Raw genomic sequence first — 19931 nt, forward strand, 5'->3', positions numbered from 1 at the left:
TGCTGATTCTAGCAGAATCCGCCACTTCAAAAAGTTGGCGTTACGTGCCATACGGCGTTAATTTGCATCAATTTAACACAAGGGCGCTCAAACAGCAGTCAAACGACCTTGAAATTCACATTTTAATCACTATTGGTACCAGGACAGCACAATGCGTAAACCAGACAACTTGCCAATGACATTCACTAAAAATGATGTAGAAATTATTGCACGAGAAACACTATACCGCGGTTTTTTTTCATTGGATCTTTATCGCTTCCGTCATCGCCTGTTTAACGGTGGTATGAGCGGTGAAGTGAAGCGTGAAATTTTTGAGCGCGGACACGCGGCAGTCTTGCTACCCTTTGACCCTGAGCGGGATGAAGTTGTGTTGGTTGAACAGATCCGCATCGCGGCCTATGACACCAGCGAAACGCCGTATCTACTGGAAATGGTAGCCGGAATGATTGAAGAAGGCGAAACCGTTGAAGATGTGGCCCGTCGTGAAGCAATGGAAGAAGCCGGACTGGACGTTAAACGTACGAAACCCGTGCTGAGTTATCTGGCAAGCCCTGGCGGCACCAGTGAGCGCCTGTCTATTTTGGTAGGTGAAGTGGACGCTTCGACCGCAAATGGTATCCACGGTCTGGCGGATGAAAACGAAGATATTCGTGTTCATGTGGTGAGTCGGGAACAGGCTTATCAATGGGTAGAAGAGGGGATAATCGACAACGCGGCTTCTGTCATCGCTTTGCAATGGTTACAGCTGCACTATCAAGAGTTAAAAACTGAGTGGAAAAAATGAAGCGTTACACACCTGACTTCCCTGAAATGATGCGCCTGTGCGAAACCAATTTTTCGCAGTTGCGCCGCCTGTTGCCACGCAATGATGCAGCCGGTGAAACAGTGAGCTATCAGGTTGCAAACGCACAATATCGATTAACGATCGTGGAATCGACCCGATACACTACGCTTGTCGCGATCGAACAGACGGCACCAGCGGTTACCTACTGGAGCCTGCCGTCGCTGACTGTGCGCCTGTATCATGATGCGAGGGTGGCTGAAGTGTGTTCAAGTCAGCAGATCTTTCGCTTCAAAGCGCGGTATGATTATCCAAATAAAAAGTTGCATCAACGCGACGAAAAGCATCAAATTAATCAGTTTTTGGCCGACTGGTTACGGTACTGTTTAGCACATGGAGCGATGGCGATTCCGGTTTATTAGCGTCGTGAAACCTAAGGACACCATTTGGAAAGCCTGTTAACCCTTCCTTTGGCTGGTGAGGCCAGAGTCAGGATCTTACAAATTACAGACACTCACCTGTTTGCCGAAAAGCATGAAACGCTGCTGGGTGTGAACACCTGGGACAGTTATCAATCCGTACTGGATGCCATACATGCAGAGTCGCCAGAGTACGATCTGATCGTCGCGACGGGGGATTTGGCGCAGGATCAATCCGCTGCTGCCTATCAGCATTTTGCTGAGGGCATCGCAAGCTTTCGTGCGCCCTGCGTTTGGCTACCGGGCAATCACGATTTTCAGCCGGCAATGTACAGCGCGCTACAGGACGCGGGAATTTCCCCTGCCAAGCGCGTTTTCATCGGCGAACAGTGGCAAATATTGTTGCTCGACAGCCAGGTGTTCGGCGTTCCCCACGGTGAATTAAGTGAATTTCAGCTCGAATGGCTGGAGCGTAAACTTGCCGATGCGCCTGAGCGCAATACCTTGCTGCTGCTGCATCATCATCCTTTGCCTGCGGGCTGCAGCTGGCTCGATCAGCACAGCCTGCGCAATGCGGCGGAGCTCGACAACGTGCTGGTGAATTATCCGCGCGTGAAGTATCTGCTGTGCGGGCATATTCATCAGGAACTGGATCTGGACTGGAACGGTCGCCGGCTACTGGCGACGCCATCGACCTGCGTGCAGTTTAAGCCGCATTGTTCCAACTTCACGTTAGATACCATCAGCCCCGGCTGGCGGACGCTGGAGCTTTTTGCTGACGGGACGTTGCAGACTCAGGTTCGCCGTCTGCAGGGTAATCGTTTCCACCCTGATACCGCTTCAGAAGGCTACTGATGTCTACGCTTCTCTATCTTCATGGATTCAATAGTTCTCCTCGTTCGGCGAAGGCGTGCTTGCTGAAAAACTGGCTGGCGGAGCACCATCCGCACGTTGAGATGATCGTGCCGCAGTTGCCGCCGTATCCGGCCCAGGCCGCAGAGATGCTGGAATCGATCATTCTTGAACATGGCGGAGAGTCGCTGGGGATTGTCGGCTCCTCATTAGGAGGCTATTACGCCACCTGGCTGTCGCAATGTTTTATGCTGCCGGCAGTGGTGGTGAACCCTGCTGTACGGCCTTATGAACTGCTGGTCGACTATCTCGGTCAAAACGAGAACCCCTACACGGGGCAGCAATATGTGCTAGAGTCACGCCATATTTACGATCTTAAAGTCATGCAGATTGACCCGCTGGAAGCGCCGGATTTGATCTGGCTGCTTCAACAAACGGGCGATGAAGTGTTGGACTACCGCCAGGCGGTGGCGTATTACGCCTCCTGCCGTCAGACAGTTATTGAGGGCGGAAACCACGCATTCACGGGCTTCGAAGATTATTTCAACCCGATTGTCGATTTCCTTGGACTGCACAGTTTCTGACGATCAATTCGAATTGCTAATTTAAACCATGACGCAAACTTATAACGCTGATGCCATTGAGGTACTCACTGGGCTTGAGCCGGTACGCCGTCGCCCTGGGATGTACACTGACACGACCCGTCCTAACCATCTTGGACAGGAAGTGATTGATAACAGTGTGGATGAAGCACTGGCTGGCCACGCGAAACGCGTGGATGTGATTTTACATGCCGATCAATCGCTGGAAGTCATTGACGACGGACGCGGCATGCCGGTGGATATTCACCCAGAAGAAGGCGTTCCGGCGGTCGAGCTGATCCTCTGTCGCCTGCATGCAGGCGGTAAATTTTCTAATAAGAACTACCAGTTTTCAGGCGGTTTACACGGGGTAGGTATCTCCGTGGTCAACGCGCTTTCAAAACGTGTAGAAGTGAACGTGCGTCGCGATGGTCAGGTGTACAATATCGCGTTTGAAAACGGTGACAAAGTGCAGGATCTGCAGGTGGTCGGTACTTGCGGTAAACGCAATACCGGTACCAGCGTACACTTCTGGCCGGATGAAACCTTCTTTGACAGCCCGCGTTTCTCTGTTTCTCGCTTAACGCACGTACTGAAAGCCAAAGCGGTGCTGTGCCCGGGCGTAGAGATCACCTTTAAAGATGAAGTTAACAACAGCGAGCAGCGCTGGTGCTACCAGGACGGTCTGAATGACTACCTGAGCGAAGCGGTAAATGGCCTGCCGACGCTGCCGGAAAAACCGTTTATCGGTAATTTCAGCGGTGAAACAGAAACCGTAGACTGGGCGCTGCTCTGGCTACCGGAAGGCGGCGAGCTGCTGACCGAAAGCTATGTGAACCTGATCCCAACCATGCAGGGTGGGACGCATGTCAACGGTCTGCGTCAGGGTCTGCTGGATGCAATGCGCGAATTCTGCGAGTATCGTAATATTCTGCCGCGCGGCGTGAAGTTGTCTGCTGAAGATATCTGGGATCGCTGCGCCTATGTGCTGTCGGTAAAAATGCAGGATCCGCAGTTTGCCGGTCAAACCAAAGAACGCCTCTCTTCGCGTCAGTGTGCGGCGTTTGTTTCTGGCGTGGTGAAAGATGCCTTCAGCCTGTGGCTGAATCAGAACGTACAGTCAGCCGAACTGCTGGCTGAGATGGCGATTTCCAGTGCCCAGCGTCGCCTGCGTGCGGCGAAAAAAGTCGTACGTAAAAAGCTGACCAGCGGTCCGGCGCTGCCGGGCAAACTGGCGGACTGCACTGCACAGGATCTTAACCGCACCGAACTGTTTCTCGTCGAAGGTGACTCCGCAGGCGGTTCCGCCAAACAGGCGCGCGATCGTGAATTCCAGGCGATCATGCCGCTGAAAGGTAAGATCCTCAATACCTGGGAAGTCTCTTCTGATGAAGTGCTGGCCTCGCAGGAAGTGCATGATATTTCGGTGGCGATCGGCATCGATCCGGACAGCGACGATCTGAGCCAGTTGCGCTATGGCAAGATCTGTATTCTGGCGGATGCGGACTCCGATGGTTTGCACATCGCGACGCTGCTGTGCGCGCTGTTTGTGAAACACTTCCGTACGCTGGTGAAACACGGCCACGTCTATGTGGCGCTGCCGCCGTTGTACCGTATCGATCTCGGCAAAGAAGTGTATTACGCTCTGACAGAAGAAGAAAAAGCGGGCGTGCTGGAGCAGTTAAAGCGCAAGAAAGGGAAACCGAACGTACAACGCTTTAAAGGTCTGGGTGAAATGAACCCGATGCAGTTACGTGAAACGACGCTGGATCCCAATACGCGTCGTCTGGTGCAGCTCATCATTGATGATGAGGACGATCAGCGTACGAATGCGGTGATGGATATGCTGCTGGCCAAGAAACGTTCAGAGGATCGTCGCAACTGGTTGCAGGAGAAAGGTGACCTGGCGGATCTCGAAGGCTAAGGGATATGGGTATGTAGGCCGGATAAGGCGGTTAATACCGCCATCCGGCAAGGTCATTATGCCCGATGGCGCTGCGCTTATCTGGCCCGGCGGCCATGACGATAACTTAAATACCCGATTCCAGAATACGGATATTCATGTCCAGCACGTCGCCTTTCACGGCTTCGCTGTAGGCCTTCATATGCGGGGTCTGCAAATGCGCTTCAAGATGCGCGATGCTTTCCCACTGTTCAACCATCACGATTGAGTCTGGTGCTGTGGTCTGAAAACTCACACCCGCAGCATGATCCACCATCGGCGCATAGCCGTGGCAGCCTTCTTCCTTCAGTACGGTCGGAACGATTTTAGCAAACTGATCCAGTACCGCCTGGCGGTGATGTTGACCTGGACGTGTACGGATTTCTGCAATAACAGTAAGCATGGTTAACTCCTTCTAATTCCAGGTGACTAGTTAACCAAAAATCTCGGTCAGATGCTTGCGATATTCTGCGATATAACGCGGAACATCTGGCATTTTAATCACGTCATTGGTGATAAACGTCGGCAGCGCTTCCATTCCCAGGAACTGATTTGCTTTATGGAACGGCAGATACACACCATCAACGCCAACACCATGGAAGAATTGGTCTTTTTCAGTGAAGGCTTCCATTGGCGCGTTCCAGGTCAGGGACAGCATGTATTTTTTGCCCTGAATCAGCCCGCCTGAGCCGTATTTTTTAGAGGCATCTGAACGTGTACGACCATCGCTGGCATACAGCGTACCGTGACCTTCGGTAAACACATCATCGATGTATTTTTTCACCGTCCACGGTGCACCCATCCACCAGCCCGGCATTTGCCAGATAACCACATCAGCCCAGACAAAGTTCTGCACTTCCGTTTCAATGTCGTAATCGCTATCTGCACGCACGATTTTAACATCATGCCCGAGGTCGCGCAGGATACCATCCGCGACCTCGGTCAGGGTGTCGTTTAACTGACCGTTAGAGTGAGCGAATTTTTTCGCCCCATTGATAATCAGAATGTTGCTCATGTTGTGTCCTCAAGGAAATACGTTTGAGGACGATTTTACTCCCACCAGCGGTGCGGTGAAATTAGCAAAATGTGCAAAGTCTTTTGCTATTTGAGCAATAATAACCCAGTTACCAACTGACTTTCGCTTCAAAGCCACCTTCCGGCACATTGCCAAACGAGGCTGACATTCCATGCAACGTCGCGATACGGCGGACAATCGACAGGCCGAGACCGCTGCCGGTAACACTTTGTCCCGGCGGACGATAAAAGCGTTCACCGATGTGCGTCAGGACTTCCGGCGCAACGCCCGGACCGTTATCTTTGACGCTAAAATAGCGGGAGTTAAGCGTCACCTCTACAATGCTACCCTGTGGGCTATAGCGAATCGCATTATCCAGTAGATTCCGCACCATCAGGCTGAGTAACAAGGGTTGTCCCATGTGCTTGATATCGTGGACGTTAATCTGCAAACGCACATCAATGTGTGCCTGTTGCGCTGGGTGATAGATATCCATTACAGCGGATTGCAATAGTTCTTCCAGCGAGATATCAGCCACGTCCTGAAGGTTGTCGAGGGAGTCGAGGCGCGAAAGCGTCAGGAGCTGATCAACCAGTCGGGTAGCGCGGTCAATTCCCGTCTGCATCTGCATTAACGCTTTTTGTCGTGCCTGCGGATCATCGTCGGACAACTGCGCGACTTCGGTCTGTACCTTCAGTGCCGTCAACGGACTGCGCAGTTCGTGGGCGGCATCAGAGGTAAAGCGCCGTTCGCGAACCATCATCGAGTGTGTGCGGATAAACAGTTGATTGAGCGACTCAACCAGCGGGCGAACCTCGCCAGGAATACCTTTTAGGCTCAGTGGTTCTTCAGATTCCGGATCCCGCACACGTAAGGCCTGCGCCAGCTTTTTTAGCGGCTTAAGTTCAAGGCTTAACAGGACAATCAGGATCAGCAGCATCAGCGGCAGGGCGACCAGCCACGGCACCAATTGGGCTGTCACGATCGCCAGGGCCATATCTTCGCGATATTCCCACTCCTGACCGACCACGATCCGGTACTTTTTATCCGCTGAAGTTAGCCAGATAAAGCGCCATTTATCGTTATCACCGTTCAGATAACCATCGTCAAACCCTTCCCGACGATAGCTATAGGGAATGTACTGACCATTGTCACCATCATGAAGAACCATTTTCCCATCCGGCGTGTAGACCGCAAAGGTCAGTACATCGTCGTCAATATGGCCATGTTTGAACTTTTTCGGTGTCTGCGCGATGCGCTCAGAAGCTTTTAGTTCATCAAGATCCAGCGTGACCAGCCGTTTGGCAAACAGCATCAGTTGCGTGTCAAACATCTCGTCAACGTTATCGGTGGTTTGTTTCCATGCAACAAAACTGGAAATCAACCAGGTTACCAAAACCAAAATGATAAATATAAGCGTAAGTCTGATGCGTAGACTCAGGCGTTGTGTGAGTTTCATGCGTCACCCAGGGTGTAGCCAATGCCATGTACAGTGCGGATAAAGTCGCTGCCGAGCTTACGGCGTAAGTGGTGGACGTGCACTTCAACGGCATTGCTGGAAACGTTTTCGTCCCAGTTATACAGTTTTTCTTCGATCAGTTTGCGGGGCAGCACGCGGCCTTTATTACGCATCAGTAGCTCCAGCAGGGCGAACTCTTTGGGTTTGAGTGACAAAGGTTCACCTGCGACTGTCGCGACCAGCGCGCCGGGATTAAGCGAGACCTGACCATGGCGCAGTTCGCTGGTGGCCTGGCCGCTGGCGCGGCGTACCAATGCTTCCAGTCTGGCGGCAACCTCGATGAGTGCAAAGGGTTTACACAGATAGTCATCCGCGCCCAGGCGCAGGCCTTCAACGCGTTCTGTCAGCGCATCCCGAGCCGTCAGAATCAGCACAGGCTCTTGCTTACCTTTTGCCCGCCATTCGCGCAGGATATCGCGCCCGTCGATACCAGGTAGCGTCAGGTCAAGGATCACCGCATCATAAGGGGCGCTGTAAAGCGCTTCTTTCCCCTGGCGACCCTCGGTAAACCAGTCGATGCTGAAACCCATTTTACTCAGACCTGTTTTAAGGCCATCGCCAATCAGCGTGTCATCTTCTACCAGTAAAATACGCATATGTTCTTCCCTGCGGTCGCTCTCATTACCGTCAAGTAAACCTGTGGCTACAGCCTCTGTACAGTAAAAAAAGTATCTTTTTTTGCCTTAAGAACTTGTTAAGGATTAACTTATTTAATAGTCGTAAACCAACATGAAAGGGAGACATGACGATGAAAAAATTAGCTGCAATGGTTGCTGTAATGGCACTGTGTTCCGCACCTGTTCTGGCAGCGCAGCAGGGCGGCTTCTCTGGACCGACGACGACAACGCAAAGCCAAAACGGCGGCTTTGTTGGCCCAAACGGTAGCAGCACGACGGTAGAAAGCGCCAAATCGCTGCGTGATGACACCTGGGTTACCCTGCGCGGGAACATCGTTGAGCGTATTTCCGACGACCTGTATGTGTTTAAAGATGCGACCGGCACAGTGAATGTAGATATTGACCACAAGCGCTGGAACGGCGTAACCGTCACGCCGCAGGATGTGGTTGAAATCCAGGGTGAAGTGGATAAAGACTGGAACTCCGTTGAAATCGACGTGAAACAGATTACCAAAGTTGCCAAATAATCCCCATCAGGGCCGTATTCGCGGCCCTTTTCTTTGTGACTCAACACGCCAGATAGGGTAGTATCTGCGGCAATATTGCCCTTCAATAGACGGGTATAAGTTGAGGAACCACGATTAATGAGCGATATGGCAGAGCGCCTGGCGCTGCATGAATTCACGGAAAACGCCTATCTGAACTACTCCATGTACGTCATCATGGACAGGGCGTTACCGTTTATTGGTGATGGTCTGAAACCTGTTCAGCGTCGCATCGTTTATGCGATGTCCGAACTGGGGCTGAATGCCAGCGCCAAATTTAAAAAATCCGCCCGTACCGTCGGTGACGTATTGGGTAAATACCATCCGCACGGCGACAGCGCCTGCTATGAAGCGATGGTGCTGATGGCCCAGCCCTTCTCTTACCGTTATCCGCTGGTTGACGGGCAGGGGAACTGGGGGGCACCAGACGATCCGAAATCCTTCGCCGCGATGCGTTACACGGAATCCCGCCTGTCGAAATATGCGGAAGTCCTGCTGGGTGAACTCGGTCAGGGAACGTCGGATTGGGTGCCAAACTTCGACGGTACCATGCAGGAGCCAAAAATGCTGCCTGCGCGTCTGCCGAATATCCTGCTAAACGGCACGACCGGGATTGCCGTGGGTATGGCGACGGACATTCCGCCGCACAACCTGCGTGAAGTGGCCAAAGCGGCAATTACGCTGATTGAACAGCCGAAAACGACGCTGGATCAACTGCTGGATATTGTACAGGGGCCGGATTATCCGACCGAAGCAGAGATCATTACCTCGCGTGCGGAGATTCGTAAGATTTACGAAAACGGTCGCGGCTCCGTTCGCATGCGTGCGGTATGGACGAAAGAAGATGGCGCGGTGGTGATTTCCGCGCTGCCGCACCAGGTCTCCGGCGCAAAAGTACTGGAGCAGATTGCGGCTCAAATGCGCAATAAAAAGTTGCCAATGGTAGACGACCTGCGCGATGAATCGGATCACGAAAACCCGACTCGTCTGGTAATTGTCCCGCGGTCGAATCGCGTGGATATGGAACAGGTGATGAACCATCTGTTTGCCACTACCGATCTGGAAAAAAGCTATCGCATTAACCTGAACATGATTGGCCTCGACGGTCGTCCGGCGGTGAAAAACCTACTGGAGATCCTCACCGAATGGCTGACGTTCCGTCGCGATACCGTGCGCCGTCGCCTGAACTATCGCCTGGAGAAAGTACTCAAACGCCTGCACATTCTTGAAGGTTTGCTGATAGCGTTCCTCAACATTGATGAAGTGATCGAAATTATTCGTCATGAAGATGAACCAAAGCCTGAGCTGATGTCGCGGTTTGGTATTTCAGAAACTCAGGCGGAAGCCATTCTTGAGCTGAAATTACGTCACCTTGCCAAACTGGAAGAGATGAAAATCCGTGGTGAGCAGGACGAACTGGCGAAAGAGCGCGATCAACTGCAGGGCATTCTGGCCTCTGAGCGCAAAATGAGTAACCTGCTGAAGAAAGAACTGCAGGCTGATGCGGATGCTTATGGTGACGATCGCCGTTCTCCATTGCGGGAGCGTGAAGAAGCGAAGGCGATGAGCGAGCACGACATGTTGCCGTCTGAGCCGGTGACCATTGTGCTGTCCCAGAGTGGTTGGGTGCGAAGTGCGAAAGGCCACGACATTGATGCGCCTGGCTTAAGCTATAAAGCGGGCGACAGCTTTAAGTCGGCTGTGAAGGGTAAGAGTAACCAACCGGTTGTATTCGTTGACTCAACCGGGCGTAGCTATGCTATCGACCCAATTACGCTGCCGTCTGCACGGGGTCAGGGGGAACCGTTGACCGGTAAGCTCACGCTGCCACCGGGCGCGACGGTTGAGCATATGCTGATGGAAGGCGACGATCAGAAACTGCTTATGGCATCTGATGCTGGTTACGGTTTTGTCTGCACTTTCAATGACCTCGTTGCGCGTAACCGTGCGGGCAAGGCATTGATTACGCTGCCGGAAAACGCACATGTTATGCCGCCGGTGGTGATTGAAGATGAAACCGATATGCTGCTGGCGATTACCCATGCGGGCCGCATGTTGATGTTCCCGGTGAGCGATTTGCCGCAGTTGTCGAAAGGTAAAGGGAACAAGATTATCAACATCCCTTCAGCGGAAGCAGCGAAAGGTGAAGATGGCCTGGCGCTGCTCTACGTGCTGCCGCCACAAAGCACGCTGACTATTCACGTCGGCAAGCGCAAAATTAAACTGCGTCCTGAAGAGTTGCAGAAAGTAACCGGCGAGCGTGGTCGTCGCGGTACGCTCATGCGCGGTCTGCAACGCATCGACCGTGTTGAGATTGACTCGCCTCGACGCGCCCGTCACGGCGACAGCGAAGAATAACGCCAGCGTCTGGCTCTCCCTGTTTTCGCACAGGGAGAGCTGGTTTTAAAAATTCCCGTGAAACCGTTGTTTATTCGTGCGTTGCGATTAACAATACGCTTTTCCAGAGAGCCACTCTTAACAATGCCCTAACCTGATGCAGTGTTCGGAATCAGGTGACGTAGAATGCCAGGCTCTTAGGCCTTTAGAGGTTGTTATGCTATATATTTTTCGTTTAATTATTACTGTTATTTACTGCATTTTGGTCTGTATTTTCGGTTGCATATACTGTCTGTTCAGCCCACGAAATCCAAAACACGTTGCGACGTTCGGCCATATGTTTGGTCGCCTGGCTCCCCTGTATGGCCTGAAGGTTGAGTGTCGCATGCCGCCTGACGCGAAGAACTATGGTAATGCTATCTATATTTGTAACCATCAGAATAACTATGACATGGTTACCGCAGCAAATATCGTTCAGCCACCGACGGTTACAGTAGGTAAAAAAAGCCTGTTGTGGATCCCTTTCTTCGGACAACTGTACTGGCTCACCGGTAATCTGTTGATCGACAGAAATAACCGCGCCAAAGCGCACAGCACCATTGCGGCGGTTGTGAACCACTTTAAAAAGCGTCGTATCTCTATCTGGATGTTCCCTGAAGGAACGCGTAGCCGTGGCCGTGGTCTGCTGCCGTTTAAAACAGGTGCGTTCCATGCGGCAATTGCTGCGGGTGTCCCGGTTATCCCTGTTTGCGTTTCAACAACCTCTAATAAGATCAAATTGAACCGACTCAATAATGGGCTGGCGATTGTAGAGATGCTGCCGCCAGTGGATATCAGTCATTTTGGTAAAGATCAGGTTCGTGAACTGGCAGCGCATTGCCGCACGCTGATGGAACAAAAAATCGCAGAACTCGATAAAGAAGTTGCTGAGCGGGAAACTGCCGGTAAGGTTTGATTCGCTCATTTCGGGTTTGTTACAGGAAATGATTTCCTGCGTGTTAATCGCCAGTTTTTCATGGAGCTTATATGTCATTCAGTCGGCGTCAGTTCATTCAGGCATCGGGGATCGCACTGTGTGCAGGTGCTGTTCCGCTGAAGGCTAATGCTGCCGGTCAGCAACAACCGCTACCTGTTCCCCCCCTGCTGGAGTCCCGTCGGGGACAGCCGCTATTTATGACGCTGCAACGTGCGCACTGGTCGTTTACGCCGGGCACGCGCGCACCCGTCTGGGGTGTTAACGGGCGCTACCTGGGGCCGACAATCCGCGTCTGGAAAGGTGATGACGTCAAGCTTATCTACAGCAACCGTCTGACAGAAAATGTCTCAATGACCGTTGCCGGATTACAGGTCCCGGGTCCTCTTATGGGGGGGCCGGCGCGTATGATGTCGCCTAATGCGGACTGGGCGCCCGTGCTGCCGATTCGCCAGAGTGCTGCAACCTTGTGGTATCACGCCAACACGCCAAATCGCACTGCCCAGCAGGTCTATAACGGCCTTGCCGGGATGTGGCTGGTTGAAGATGAAGTGAGTAAATCACTGCCGATCCCTAACCACTATGGCGTGGATGATTTTCCAGTCATTATTCAGGATAAGCGGCTGGATAATTTCGGTACGCCAGAATATAGCGAACCGGGCAGTGGGGGTTTTGTGGGGGATACTCTTCTGGTCAACGGGGCGCAAAGTCCGTATGTCGAAGTGTCCCGCGGCTGGGTGCGTTTGCGTTTGCTGAATGCCTCAAATTCGCGTCGATATCTGCTGAAAATGAGCGATGGTCGCGCGCTGCATGTTATCTCTGGCGATCAGGGGTTTTTACCCGCGCCGGTTTCGGTGAAGCAGCTATCGCTGGCGCCAGGCGAGCGTCGTGAGATTCTGGTCGATATGACCAACGGTGATGAAGTTTCGATTACCTGCGGCGAGGCGGCCAGTATTGTTGACAGGATCCGTGGTTTCTTTGAACCTTCCAGTATCCTGATCTCCACGCTGGTACTGACTCTGCGTCCAACCGGCCTTCTGCCGCTGGTAACGGATAGCCTGCCAATGCGTCTGTTACCCACCGAAATTTTGAGCGGCTCGCCGATTCGCAGCCGTGATATTAGCCTTGATGACGATCCTGGAATCAATGGCCAACTGTGGGATGTTAATCGCATGGATATCACGGCGCAGCAGGGCTCCTGGGAGCGCTGGACGGTGCGCGCCGATATGCCGCAGTCGTTCCATATTGAAGGCGTCTCTTTCCTGATCCGTAATGTGAATGGCGCGATGCCGTTCCCGGAAGACCGTGGCTGGAAAGATACCGTATGGGTTGATGGGCAAGTGGAGTTGCTGGTCTATTATGGGCAGCCTTCCTGGGCGCATTTTCCGTTCTACTTCAACAGCCAGACGCTGGAAATGGCAGACCGTGGTTCTATTGGCCAGATGCTGGTGAACCCGGCACCGTAATGGATATTCCTGTGCCGGGTGGCGGCTTCGCCTAACCCGGCCTGGGCCGTGCGAAAGCACAGGAACGGTCAGCGTAGCACCAGCAGAGATGAAATTTAACATCCTTACAATACTCCTTCATTTCCCCTGTTGATCCAGCGTATAATCCCCGGCCTTTGATTATTTTTTTACCATTTTTTTGGAAGCATTATGAGCGCAATATCCCTGATCCAACCGGACAGAGACCTTTTCTCCTGGCCGCAGTACTGGGCCGCCTGCTTTGGGCCGGCACCATTTTTGCCGATGTCACGCGACGAAATGGATCAACTTGGCTGGGATAGCTGCGACATCATTCTGGTTACCGGCGATGCGTACGTCGATCACCCGAGCTTCGGCATGGCTATTTGCGGCCGTATGCTGGAAGCACAGGGCTTTCGCGTGGGGATCATCGCCCAACCGGAGTGGAACAGCAAAGATGACTTTATGCGTCTGGGTAAACCGAACCTGTTCTTCGGCGTAACCGCCGGCAACATGGACTCGATGATCAACCGTTATACCGCCGATCGCCGACTGCGCCATGACGATGCCTATACGCCGGACAACGTGGCGGGTAAACGCCCGGACCGCGCGACGCTGGTTTATACCCAGCGCTGTAAAGAAGCCTGGAAAGATGTGCCGGTTATTCTCGGCGGTATTGAAGCCAGCCTGCGCCGTACTGCGCATTATGATTACTGGTCAGATACCGTGCGTCGTTCCGTGCTGGTGGATTCAAAAGCTGACATGCTGATGTTTGGCAACGGCGAACGCCCATTGGTGGAAGTCGCACACCGTCTGGCGATGGGCGAAACCATTGATCAGATCCGCGACGTGCGTAATACCGCGATTATGGTCAAAGAAGCGCTGCCGGGCTGGAGCGGGGTGGATTCCACGCGTCTGGACATGCCTGGGAAAATTGACCCTATTCCGCATCCGTACGGCGAAGATTTGCCGTGTGCTGACAACAAACCCGTGGCGCCGAAAAAACAAGAAGCGAAAGCGGTAACCGTACAGCCGCCGCGTCCGAAGCCGTGGGAAAAAACCTACGTACTGTTGCCGTCTTTCGAGAAAGTGAAGAGCGACAAAGTTCTGTACGCCCATGCGTCACGTATTCTGCATCACGAAACCAACCCAGGATGCGCGCGTGCGCTGATGCAAAAGCATGGCGATCGCTATATTTGGGTTAACCCGCCAGCGATCCCGTTGTCGACTGAAGAAATGGACAGCGTCTTTGCACTGCCGTACAAGCGCGTACCACATCCGGCGTACGGTAACAGCCGTATTCCCGCCTATGAGATGATCCGTTTCTCGATCAATATCATGCGAGGCTGTTTTGGTGGGTGCTCGTTCTGTTCGATCACCGAGCACGAAGGGCGCATTATCCAGAGCCGTTCTGAAGATTCGATCATCAATGAGATCGAAGCCATTCGCGATACCGTTCCGGGCTTTACCGGCGTGATTTCCGATCTCGGCGGTCCAACGGCAAACATGTATATGCTGCGCTGTAAGTCTCCGCGTGCAGAACAGACCTGTCGTCGTCTGTCCTGCGTTTACCCGGATATCTGCCCGCATATGGATACTAACCACGAACCGACGATTAATCTCTATCGCCGCGCGCGTGATCTGAAAGGCATTAAAAAGATCCTTATCGCATCCGGGGTGCGTTATGACATCGCCGTTGAGGACCCGCGCTATATTAAAGAGTTGGCAACTCACCATGTGGGTGGCTACCTGAAGATTGCGCCGGAGCATACCGAAGAAGGCCCATTGTCGAAGATGATGAAGCCGGGTATGGGCAGCTACGACCGCTTTAAGGAGCTGTTTGATACCTACTCTAAACAGGCCGGTAAAGAGCAGTACCTGATCCCGTACTTCATCTCCGCGCACCCGGGTACGCGTGATGAGGATATGGTGAATCTGGCGCTGTGGCTGAAACAGCGTCGTTTCCGTTTGGATCAAGTGCAGAACTTCTACCCATCACCGCTGGCAAACTCTACAACCATGTATTACACCGGGAAAAACCCGTTGGGCAAAATTGGTTATAAGAGTGAAGATGTGGTAGTGCCAAGAGGTGATAAACAGCGCCGTCTGCATAAAGCACTGCTGCGTTACCATGATCCTGCTAACTGGCCGTTAATCCGTCAGGCGCTGGAAGATATGGGGAAAAAGCATCTGATTGGCGGTCGCCGCGAATGTCTGGTTCCGGCCCCGACGCTGGAAGAGATGCGTGAAGCACGTCGTCAGAACCGCCATACCCGTCCGGCACTGACCAAGCATACGCCAGTCGCGCACCAGCGTCAGACGCCTGCGGCGAATAAAAAACGCGGGAAAGTCGCGGGGCGCTAATCTGTCAGATCCGGGAGTGGAATGCTTACCGGGCCTGACAGACCGTAGGCCGGATAAGGTGCTTGCACCGCTATCCGGCAGACGTGCTCAGTATTTATGCTTCGCGAATTCTGGCCGCTAATGCGGCCAGTTTTTCATCGTCAGCCCGTTCGTGGTCATGTGACGACAGATACCCTTCATACTGCTCGAAAAATTTAGTTTGCCGGGACTCGATCGGTTTCCAGCGCGTCAAATCACCTGTGCCATGCATAGGGCTGAGCTTACTGTGCACATGATCCACGCCAAACCCTTCGAAAAACATCCCCGTACGACTGACATCCGGGAAAGCATTATCCAGTTTTTTCGCCACCTTTTGGGTCGCCAGCATCAGGTCTGCCAGCGCCTGTGGCGGCATATCAAATGCATAGCTTGGGTAGTGCTTTTTCGGGATCACCACGGTAAACCCCTCGGTGTTCGGGAAAATCGACAGAAAGGCCAGGTGATGCTCGTCTTCCCAGACTTTATGGCAGGGCGCTTTACCTTCAACAATTTGACAGAAAATACAGGTCATTCCTTTTCTCCGTAGATAAGACGTTTCGTCAGGACGCAGTGAGTTTAGTATAGACCCAGTATCTTCCACCACATCAGCCCTACAGTGATAAAGACGGCTTGATTAAACAGGCTGATGATGAATCCTGTTCGCCACCAGACCCCCGTCGGTACGTACCCGGCACCAAACAGAATCGGCCCGCGAGCGTGAGTGTACTGAGTGAGGGAACAGTACAGACTGCTGGTGAAGGCCAGCATCAACGCCGTAGGGGCTGCAGGAATATTCAAATGCAGGCCGACGCCAAGGAAAACGGCGTACAGCGCCGCAATCTGCGCATTACCGCTGGCAAAAAAGTAGTGGGTATAAAAGTAGGCGGCGTTGAGCAGCAGCAGGACAACCACCCAACTGGTCCCATGCATGGTACTGCTCAGACTATCGCCAATCAGGTTGCCAAACCAGGTGGTAAAGCCCAGTTTTTTCAACTGATTTGCCATCATCAATAGTGCGGCAAACCAGATCAGTGTATCCCACGCACCTTTCTCGCTTTTGACATCTTCCCAGCTTAGAACGCCGCTGAGCAGCAAGATGGATAAACCAACAAATGAGGCGGTGGTGGCGTCGACGCCCAGGGTATCACCAAAAATCCACAGCACCAGCAGGACGCCGACGGTAGCCAGCATCAGCCATTCACCGCGTGACATACGGCCCATTTCCGCCAGTTCTTTACGCGCCAGATTAGGGGCATCCGGCGTGTGTTTAATTTCCGGACGCACAATCCAGTAGACCAGTAATGGAACCAGCAGTAAGGAAACCAGGCAAGGCAGCAGCGCCGCCATAAACCAACTGCCCCAGGTGAGTGTGACCCCCGCATTGGCCGCCAGTTTCACTGCCAACAGGTTGCCGGTATAGCCAGTCATAAAGAGCGCGGCGGTGACGTCGTTGACGTTGCCAATACAGGTGATAAGAAAGGTACCGATTTTACTGCGGGACTCATCTTCCGGGTTCGAATGGAAACTGCGCGCCAGGGAGTCGGCAATTGGATAGATGACGCCGCCGCAGCGTGCCGTATTGCTTGGCATTGCGGGGGACAGTATCAGGTCCGCAAACGCCAGCCCGTAGGCGAGTCCCAGCGTGCGCTTGCCGAGCAGGCGAATCATCTGCAGCGCAATACGTCGTCCGAGTCCCGTTTTGATAAACCCGCGGGCAATCATAAAGGCGACGACAATCAGCCAGATCAGCGAACTGTTCAGTTCGCTCAGTGCGGTGGTAATAGCGCCGCTGGCGGTTTTATCCCCGGCAGCATAAGCGAGGGCAAAAACGGTAATACCGATAATGCCGACTGCGCCAATAGGCAGAACTTTTGCCACGATAGAAGCAATGGTAGCAACGAAGATAATGGCTGAATGCCAGGCTGGCGCACTTAACCCACTGGGTGGGGTAAGCTGCCAGAGCCCGGCACAAATAAATAGTATAAGAATCAATGGGAGCCATTTGACGCCTTGCTGTGTTTTTTCCACCATGGTCACGCACCTATAGACATTTGTGATGTATTCATGAAAACAATATTATTACTGAATAATTAGTAAGTTATATTGCGTAATGCTGCACGTGGATGTGCCATAAATACATCTATAGTTGTGCGTTTATTGTTTCTTAATATTTCGGCAAGGGAAAAGCCCGACGGGAATGCCGGGCTGGAGAGGAGAGATTAACCGCCGAACTGATCCGGGTCAGGGCCCAGGCGTTTCCCTTGATCGAGTTTTGCGATTTCACCGAGTTCATCTTTGTCCAGGCGGAAGTCCCAGACATTGAAGTTCTCGGCAATACGGGCAGGGGTGACGGATTTCGGGATCACCACCAGGCCGCTATCCAGATGCCAGCGGATGACAATCTGCGCCGGTGATTTACCATATTTTTCAGCGAGGTCGCGAATGATCTTTTGATCGAATACATCTTTACCGCCCTGCGCCAACGGGCTCCAGGATTCGGTCTGGATTTTATGTGTGGCGTTCCAGGCGTGCAGCTGGCGTTGCTGCATCAGTGGATGCAGTTCTATCTGGTTAATCACCGGCGGGACGCCTGTTTCATCCATCAGCCGCTGGAGATGGTTGATCTGAAAGTTGCACACGCCGATGCTCTTAATCAGCCCCTCTTTTTGCAAGTCGATCATGTTTTCCCACGCTTCAACGTAGTGATCGATCGCCGGGACAGGCCAGTGCATCAGGTAGAGATCGAGGTAATCGAGCTGGAGTTTCTCCATGCTTTCGAGCAACGCTTCCCGTGGGCGTTTCTGGTCATCATTCCACAGCTTGGTGGTAATGAATAACTCTTCGCGTGGCACGCCCGCATCGCGTATTGCTTTGCCGACACCTTCTTCGTTTTTGTACGCCGCAGCGGTATCAATTGAGCGATACCCTACTTCCAGCGCTTTATGAATGGCGGTGATGACTTCTTCGTTGCTTGCCTTCCAGACCCCCAGGCCCAGTTGCGGCATGACGTTACCATCCTGTAGCTTGATAATGGTTGGACCGGTCATAATTCCCCCCTACACTTAATCCTTCAGGCTGCCTCTTTGTTGGCTGCTTGCGTTTACCCCAGTCACGTACTTATGTACGCTCCCGGGGATTCACTCAATTGCCGCCTCGATGCATCATGAATGATTGGGTGTAAATTGAGTTCACCGGAGCAGCCCCCGGTGAGTTAGGTGTGACTTAAGCCTGGTATAAATAGCCAAAAACGAAAGTCGGAGGTTAAAAAACCTTAGCGGGCAGCTTCGTAAATCCGGCGGCTGACGTCCAGAGTAATATCCTGATGTTCACCCAGTTTCGTGCCGCCATGCGCTTGCAGTTTTTCCAGCAGTGCCGGGATGGAGCTGCCATCCAGACCGTAGTCAGACAGGCGAGTCGGTACACCCATTTGTTCGAAGAATTGACGGGTGGCGGCAATCGCGGCATCAATGCGCTGGTCTTCGGAGCCTTCGGTGATATTCCAGATGCGTTCTGCGTATTGCAGCAGTTTGGCACGCTTGGTATTGCGTTTTTCATTCCACAATGCAGGCAGGACGATTGCCAGTGTCTGAGCGTGGTCAAGTCCGTGCATCGCCGTCAACTCGTGACCCAGCATATGGGTTGCCCAGTCCTGCGGTACGCCTGCGCCGATCAGGCCGTTCAGCGCCTGAGTGGCTGCCCACATGACGTTTGCACGTACGTTGTAATTTTCCGGCTCCTGCAACGCTTTTGGACCGTCTTCTATCAGCGTCAGCAGAATGCCTTCGGCAAAGCGATCCTGAATTTTCCCGTCTACCGGATAAGTCACATATTGTTCTACAGTATGAACAAAAGCATCTACCACGCCGTTGGCAACCTGACGCGGCGGCAGGGTATAGGTGTAAACCGGATCGAGCACAGCAAATACGGGCTGGACAAACGGGGTCATGAAGGCCAGTTTGTCGCCAGTCGTTTTGCGCGAAATTACCGCGCCGGAGTTAGATTCAGAGCCGGTTGCCGGCAGGGTCAGTACCGAGCCCATTGGGATGGCGCTTTGTACGTCGTTACCGTGGGTTTCCAGAATGCGCCACGGGTCAACACCGTCAGCATAATGTGCCGCTGCGGCGATGAATTTTGTGCCATCAAGAACAGAACCGCCGCCTACCGCCAGCAGGAATGTCACCTTCTCATCATGGACAATTTTTACCGCGTTCATCAGCGTTTCATAAGACGGGTTCGGCTCAATACCGCCAAATTCCAGCACGTCCAGGCCTTTCAGTGCATCCTGAACCTGTGCCAGAACGCCGGTTTTTTTCACGCTACCACCGCCGTAGGTAATCAGTACGCGAGCATTCTGTGGGATTTGGTCGCGCAGTTCTGCAATCGCGCCTTTACCAAACAGAATGCGGGTTGGGGTATGGAGATTAAAGTTGTTCATTGCTCGTTACCTTGTGTGGGTAAAAAAGAGGGTAGGCGAGTGCCTGCCTGATGGTGAACATTGTGGTCGT

General features: G+C 52.9%; 18 protein-coding genes. 10 read left to right on the top strand and 8 right to left on the bottom strand.

All coding sequences use genetic code 11. The features are described 5' to 3' along the window. The first annotated feature begins 151 nt into the window (after positions 1-151). The 5 genes from nudF to parE are packed head-to-tail and all read left to right on the top strand — an operon-like array spanning position 152 to position 4557. On the top strand, positions 152-784 hold the full coding sequence (nudF, locus tag IB196_RS03395; protein ID WP_040233966.1) for an ADP-ribose diphosphatase: 633 nt from the start codon (positions 152-154) through the stop codon (positions 782-784). Then, on the top strand, positions 781-1203 hold the full coding sequence (locus IB196_RS03400) for a DUF1249 family protein (protein ID WP_005123087.1): 423 nt from the start codon (positions 781-783) through the stop codon (positions 1201-1203). The genes nudF and IB196_RS03400 overlap by 4 nt, the downstream gene beginning before the upstream one ends. Positions 1204-1227: 24 nt before the next feature. Then, positions 1228-2055 (top strand): 3',5'-cyclic-AMP phosphodiesterase, encoded by an 828-nt coding sequence (cpdA, locus tag IB196_RS03405; RefSeq protein WP_003838143.1) that lies wholly within the window; start codon positions 1228-1230, stop codon positions 2053-2055. Next, on the top strand, positions 2055-2636 hold the full coding sequence (gene yqiA / locus IB196_RS03410; protein WP_003024575.1) for an esterase YqiA: 582 nt from the start codon (positions 2055-2057) through the stop codon (positions 2634-2636). Before cpdA ends, yqiA begins: the two co-directional genes overlap by 1 nt. Positions 2637-2664: 28 nt before the next feature. Further along, the gene (gene parE / locus IB196_RS03415) at positions 2665-4557 is read left to right on the top strand and encodes a DNA topoisomerase IV subunit B (RefSeq protein ID WP_040233967.1); all 1893 of its coding nucleotides are present in this window, start codon (positions 2665-2667) and stop codon (positions 4555-4557) included. A 106-nt stretch (positions 4558-4663) separates the two neighbouring features. On the opposite strand, the gene IB196_RS03420 is transcribed toward parE, so the two are convergent. The 4 genes from IB196_RS03420 to qseB all read right to left on the bottom strand — a co-directional run bounded on the left by IB196_RS03420 (position 4664) and on the right by qseB (position 7705). Further along, positions 4664-4978: a putative quinol monooxygenase gene (locus IB196_RS03420; RefSeq protein ID WP_003024557.1), complete on the bottom strand. Its 315-nt coding sequence runs from the start codon at positions 4976-4978 to the stop codon at positions 4664-4666. A 30-nt stretch (positions 4979-5008) separates the two neighbouring features. Continuing rightward, complete coding sequence (locus IB196_RS03425) at positions 5009-5590, bottom strand: NAD(P)H-dependent oxidoreductase (protein WP_040233968.1); 582 nt, start codon at positions 5588-5590, stop codon at positions 5009-5011. 109 nt (positions 5591-5699) lie between these two features. After that, entirely contained in the window at positions 5700-7049 is a 1350-nt protein-coding gene (qseC, locus tag IB196_RS03430) for a quorum sensing histidine kinase QseC (RefSeq protein WP_182289815.1), read from the bottom strand. After that, positions 7046-7705 carry a quorum sensing response regulator transcription factor QseB gene (gene qseB, locus IB196_RS03435; protein WP_149691761.1) on the bottom strand — a complete coding sequence of 220 codons (660 nt, stop codon included), beginning with the start codon at positions 7703-7705 and terminating at the stop codon, positions 7046-7048. Before qseB ends, qseC begins: the two co-directional genes overlap by 4 nt. A 152-nt stretch (positions 7706-7857) precedes the next feature. Between qseB and IB196_RS03440 the strand changes: the two genes are divergently transcribed. The 5 genes from IB196_RS03440 (at position 7858) to IB196_RS03460 (ending at position 15408) form a co-directional block, all read left to right on the top strand. Further along, positions 7858-8253, top strand: coding sequence for a YgiW/YdeI family stress tolerance OB fold protein (locus tag IB196_RS03440; protein WP_005123105.1), 396 nt, complete (start codon positions 7858-7860; stop codon positions 8251-8253). A gap of 117 nt (positions 8254-8370) precedes the next feature. Next, a complete protein-coding gene (parC, locus tag IB196_RS03445; protein WP_188231895.1) occupies positions 8371-10629 on the top strand; it encodes a DNA topoisomerase IV subunit A in 2259 nt (752 codons plus the stop codon). Between the two features lie 196 nt (positions 10630-10825). Next, on the top strand, positions 10826-11563 hold the full coding sequence (gene plsC, locus IB196_RS03450) for a 1-acylglycerol-3-phosphate O-acyltransferase (protein ID WP_188231896.1): 738 nt from the start codon (positions 10826-10828) through the stop codon (positions 11561-11563). Between the two features lie 71 nt (positions 11564-11634). Then, positions 11635-13047: a cell division protein FtsP gene (gene ftsP / locus IB196_RS03455; protein WP_005123112.1), complete on the top strand. Its 1413-nt coding sequence runs from the start codon at positions 11635-11637 to the stop codon at positions 13045-13047. A 189-nt stretch (positions 13048-13236) separates the two neighbouring features. After that, positions 13237-15408: a YgiQ family radical SAM protein gene (locus IB196_RS03460; RefSeq protein ID WP_040233974.1), complete on the top strand. Its 2172-nt coding sequence runs from the start codon at positions 13237-13239 to the stop codon at positions 15406-15408. A gap of 94 nt (positions 15409-15502) precedes the next feature. Here the strand turns inward: IB196_RS03460 and IB196_RS03465 are convergent, their stop codons facing one another. The 4 genes from IB196_RS03465 to yqhD form a co-directional block, all read right to left on the bottom strand. Continuing rightward, a complete protein-coding gene (locus IB196_RS03465) occupies positions 15503-15958 on the bottom strand; it encodes an HIT family protein (RefSeq protein WP_005123115.1) in 456 nt (151 codons plus the stop codon). A gap of 44 nt (positions 15959-16002) precedes the next feature. Continuing rightward, positions 16003-17457, bottom strand: coding sequence for a DASS family sodium-coupled anion symporter (locus IB196_RS03470; RefSeq protein ID WP_005123117.1), 1455 nt, complete (start codon positions 17455-17457; stop codon positions 16003-16005). 188 nt (positions 17458-17645) lie between these two features. Then, positions 17646-18473, bottom strand: coding sequence for a 2,5-didehydrogluconate reductase DkgA (dkgA, locus tag IB196_RS03475; RefSeq protein ID WP_040233977.1), 828 nt, complete (start codon positions 18471-18473; stop codon positions 17646-17648). Between the two features lie 224 nt (positions 18474-18697). Beyond that, positions 18698-19861 carry an alcohol dehydrogenase gene (gene yqhD, locus IB196_RS03480; protein ID WP_149691764.1) on the bottom strand — a complete coding sequence of 388 codons (1164 nt, stop codon included), beginning with the start codon at positions 19859-19861 and terminating at the stop codon, positions 18698-18700. Positions 19862-19931: the final 70 nt, after the last annotated feature.

This window comes from Citrobacter sp. C6_1 (assembly GCF_014596835.2).
Taxonomy (GTDB): Bacteria; Pseudomonadota; Gammaproteobacteria; order Enterobacterales; family Enterobacteriaceae; genus Citrobacter; species Citrobacter pasteurii.

Excerpts from the sequence above, each read along its gene's own strand:
- nudF (WP_040233966.1), top strand. The coding sequence starts at position 152 with ATGCGTAAACCAGACAACTTGCCAATGACATTCACTAAAAATGATGTA.
- IB196_RS03400 (WP_005123087.1), top strand. The coding sequence starts at position 781 with ATGAAGCGTTACACACCTGACTTCCCTGAAATGATGCGCCTGTGCGAA.
- yqiA (WP_003024575.1), top strand. The coding sequence starts at position 2,055 with ATGTCTACGCTTCTCTATCTTCATGGATTCAATAGTTCTCCTCGTTCG.
- parE (WP_040233967.1), top strand. The coding sequence starts at position 2,665 with ATGACGCAAACTTATAACGCTGATGCCATTGAGGTACTCACTGGGCTT.
- IB196_RS03420 (WP_003024557.1), bottom strand. The coding sequence starts at position 4,978 with ATGCTTACTGTTATTGCAGAAATCCGTACACGTCCAGGTCAACATCAC.
- IB196_RS03425 (WP_040233968.1), bottom strand. The coding sequence starts at position 5,590 with ATGAGCAACATTCTGATTATCAATGGGGCGAAAAAATTCGCTCACTCT.
- qseC (WP_182289815.1), bottom strand. The coding sequence starts at position 7,049 with ATGAAACTCACACAACGCCTGAGTCTACGCATCAGACTTACGCTTATA.
- qseB (WP_149691761.1), bottom strand. The coding sequence starts at position 7,705 with ATGCGTATTTTACTGGTAGAAGATGACACGCTGATTGGCGATGGCCTT.
- IB196_RS03440 (WP_005123105.1), top strand. The coding sequence starts at position 7,858 with ATGAAAAAATTAGCTGCAATGGTTGCTGTAATGGCACTGTGTTCCGCA.
- parC (WP_188231895.1), top strand. The coding sequence starts at position 8,371 with ATGAGCGATATGGCAGAGCGCCTGGCGCTGCATGAATTCACGGAAAAC.
- plsC (WP_188231896.1), top strand. The coding sequence starts at position 10,826 with ATGCTATATATTTTTCGTTTAATTATTACTGTTATTTACTGCATTTTG.
- ftsP (WP_005123112.1), top strand. The coding sequence starts at position 11,635 with ATGTCATTCAGTCGGCGTCAGTTCATTCAGGCATCGGGGATCGCACTG.
- IB196_RS03460 (WP_040233974.1), top strand. The coding sequence starts at position 13,237 with ATGAGCGCAATATCCCTGATCCAACCGGACAGAGACCTTTTCTCCTGG.
- IB196_RS03465 (WP_005123115.1), bottom strand. The coding sequence starts at position 15,958 with ATGACCTGTATTTTCTGTCAAATTGTTGAAGGTAAAGCGCCCTGCCAT.
- IB196_RS03470 (WP_005123117.1), bottom strand. The coding sequence starts at position 17,457 with ATGGTGGAAAAAACACAGCAAGGCGTCAAATGGCTCCCATTGATTCTT.
- dkgA (WP_040233977.1), bottom strand. The coding sequence starts at position 18,473 with ATGACCGGTCCAACCATTATCAAGCTACAGGATGGTAACGTCATGCCG.
- yqhD (WP_149691764.1), bottom strand. The coding sequence starts at position 19,861 with ATGAACAACTTTAATCTCCATACCCCAACCCGCATTCTGTTTGGTAAA.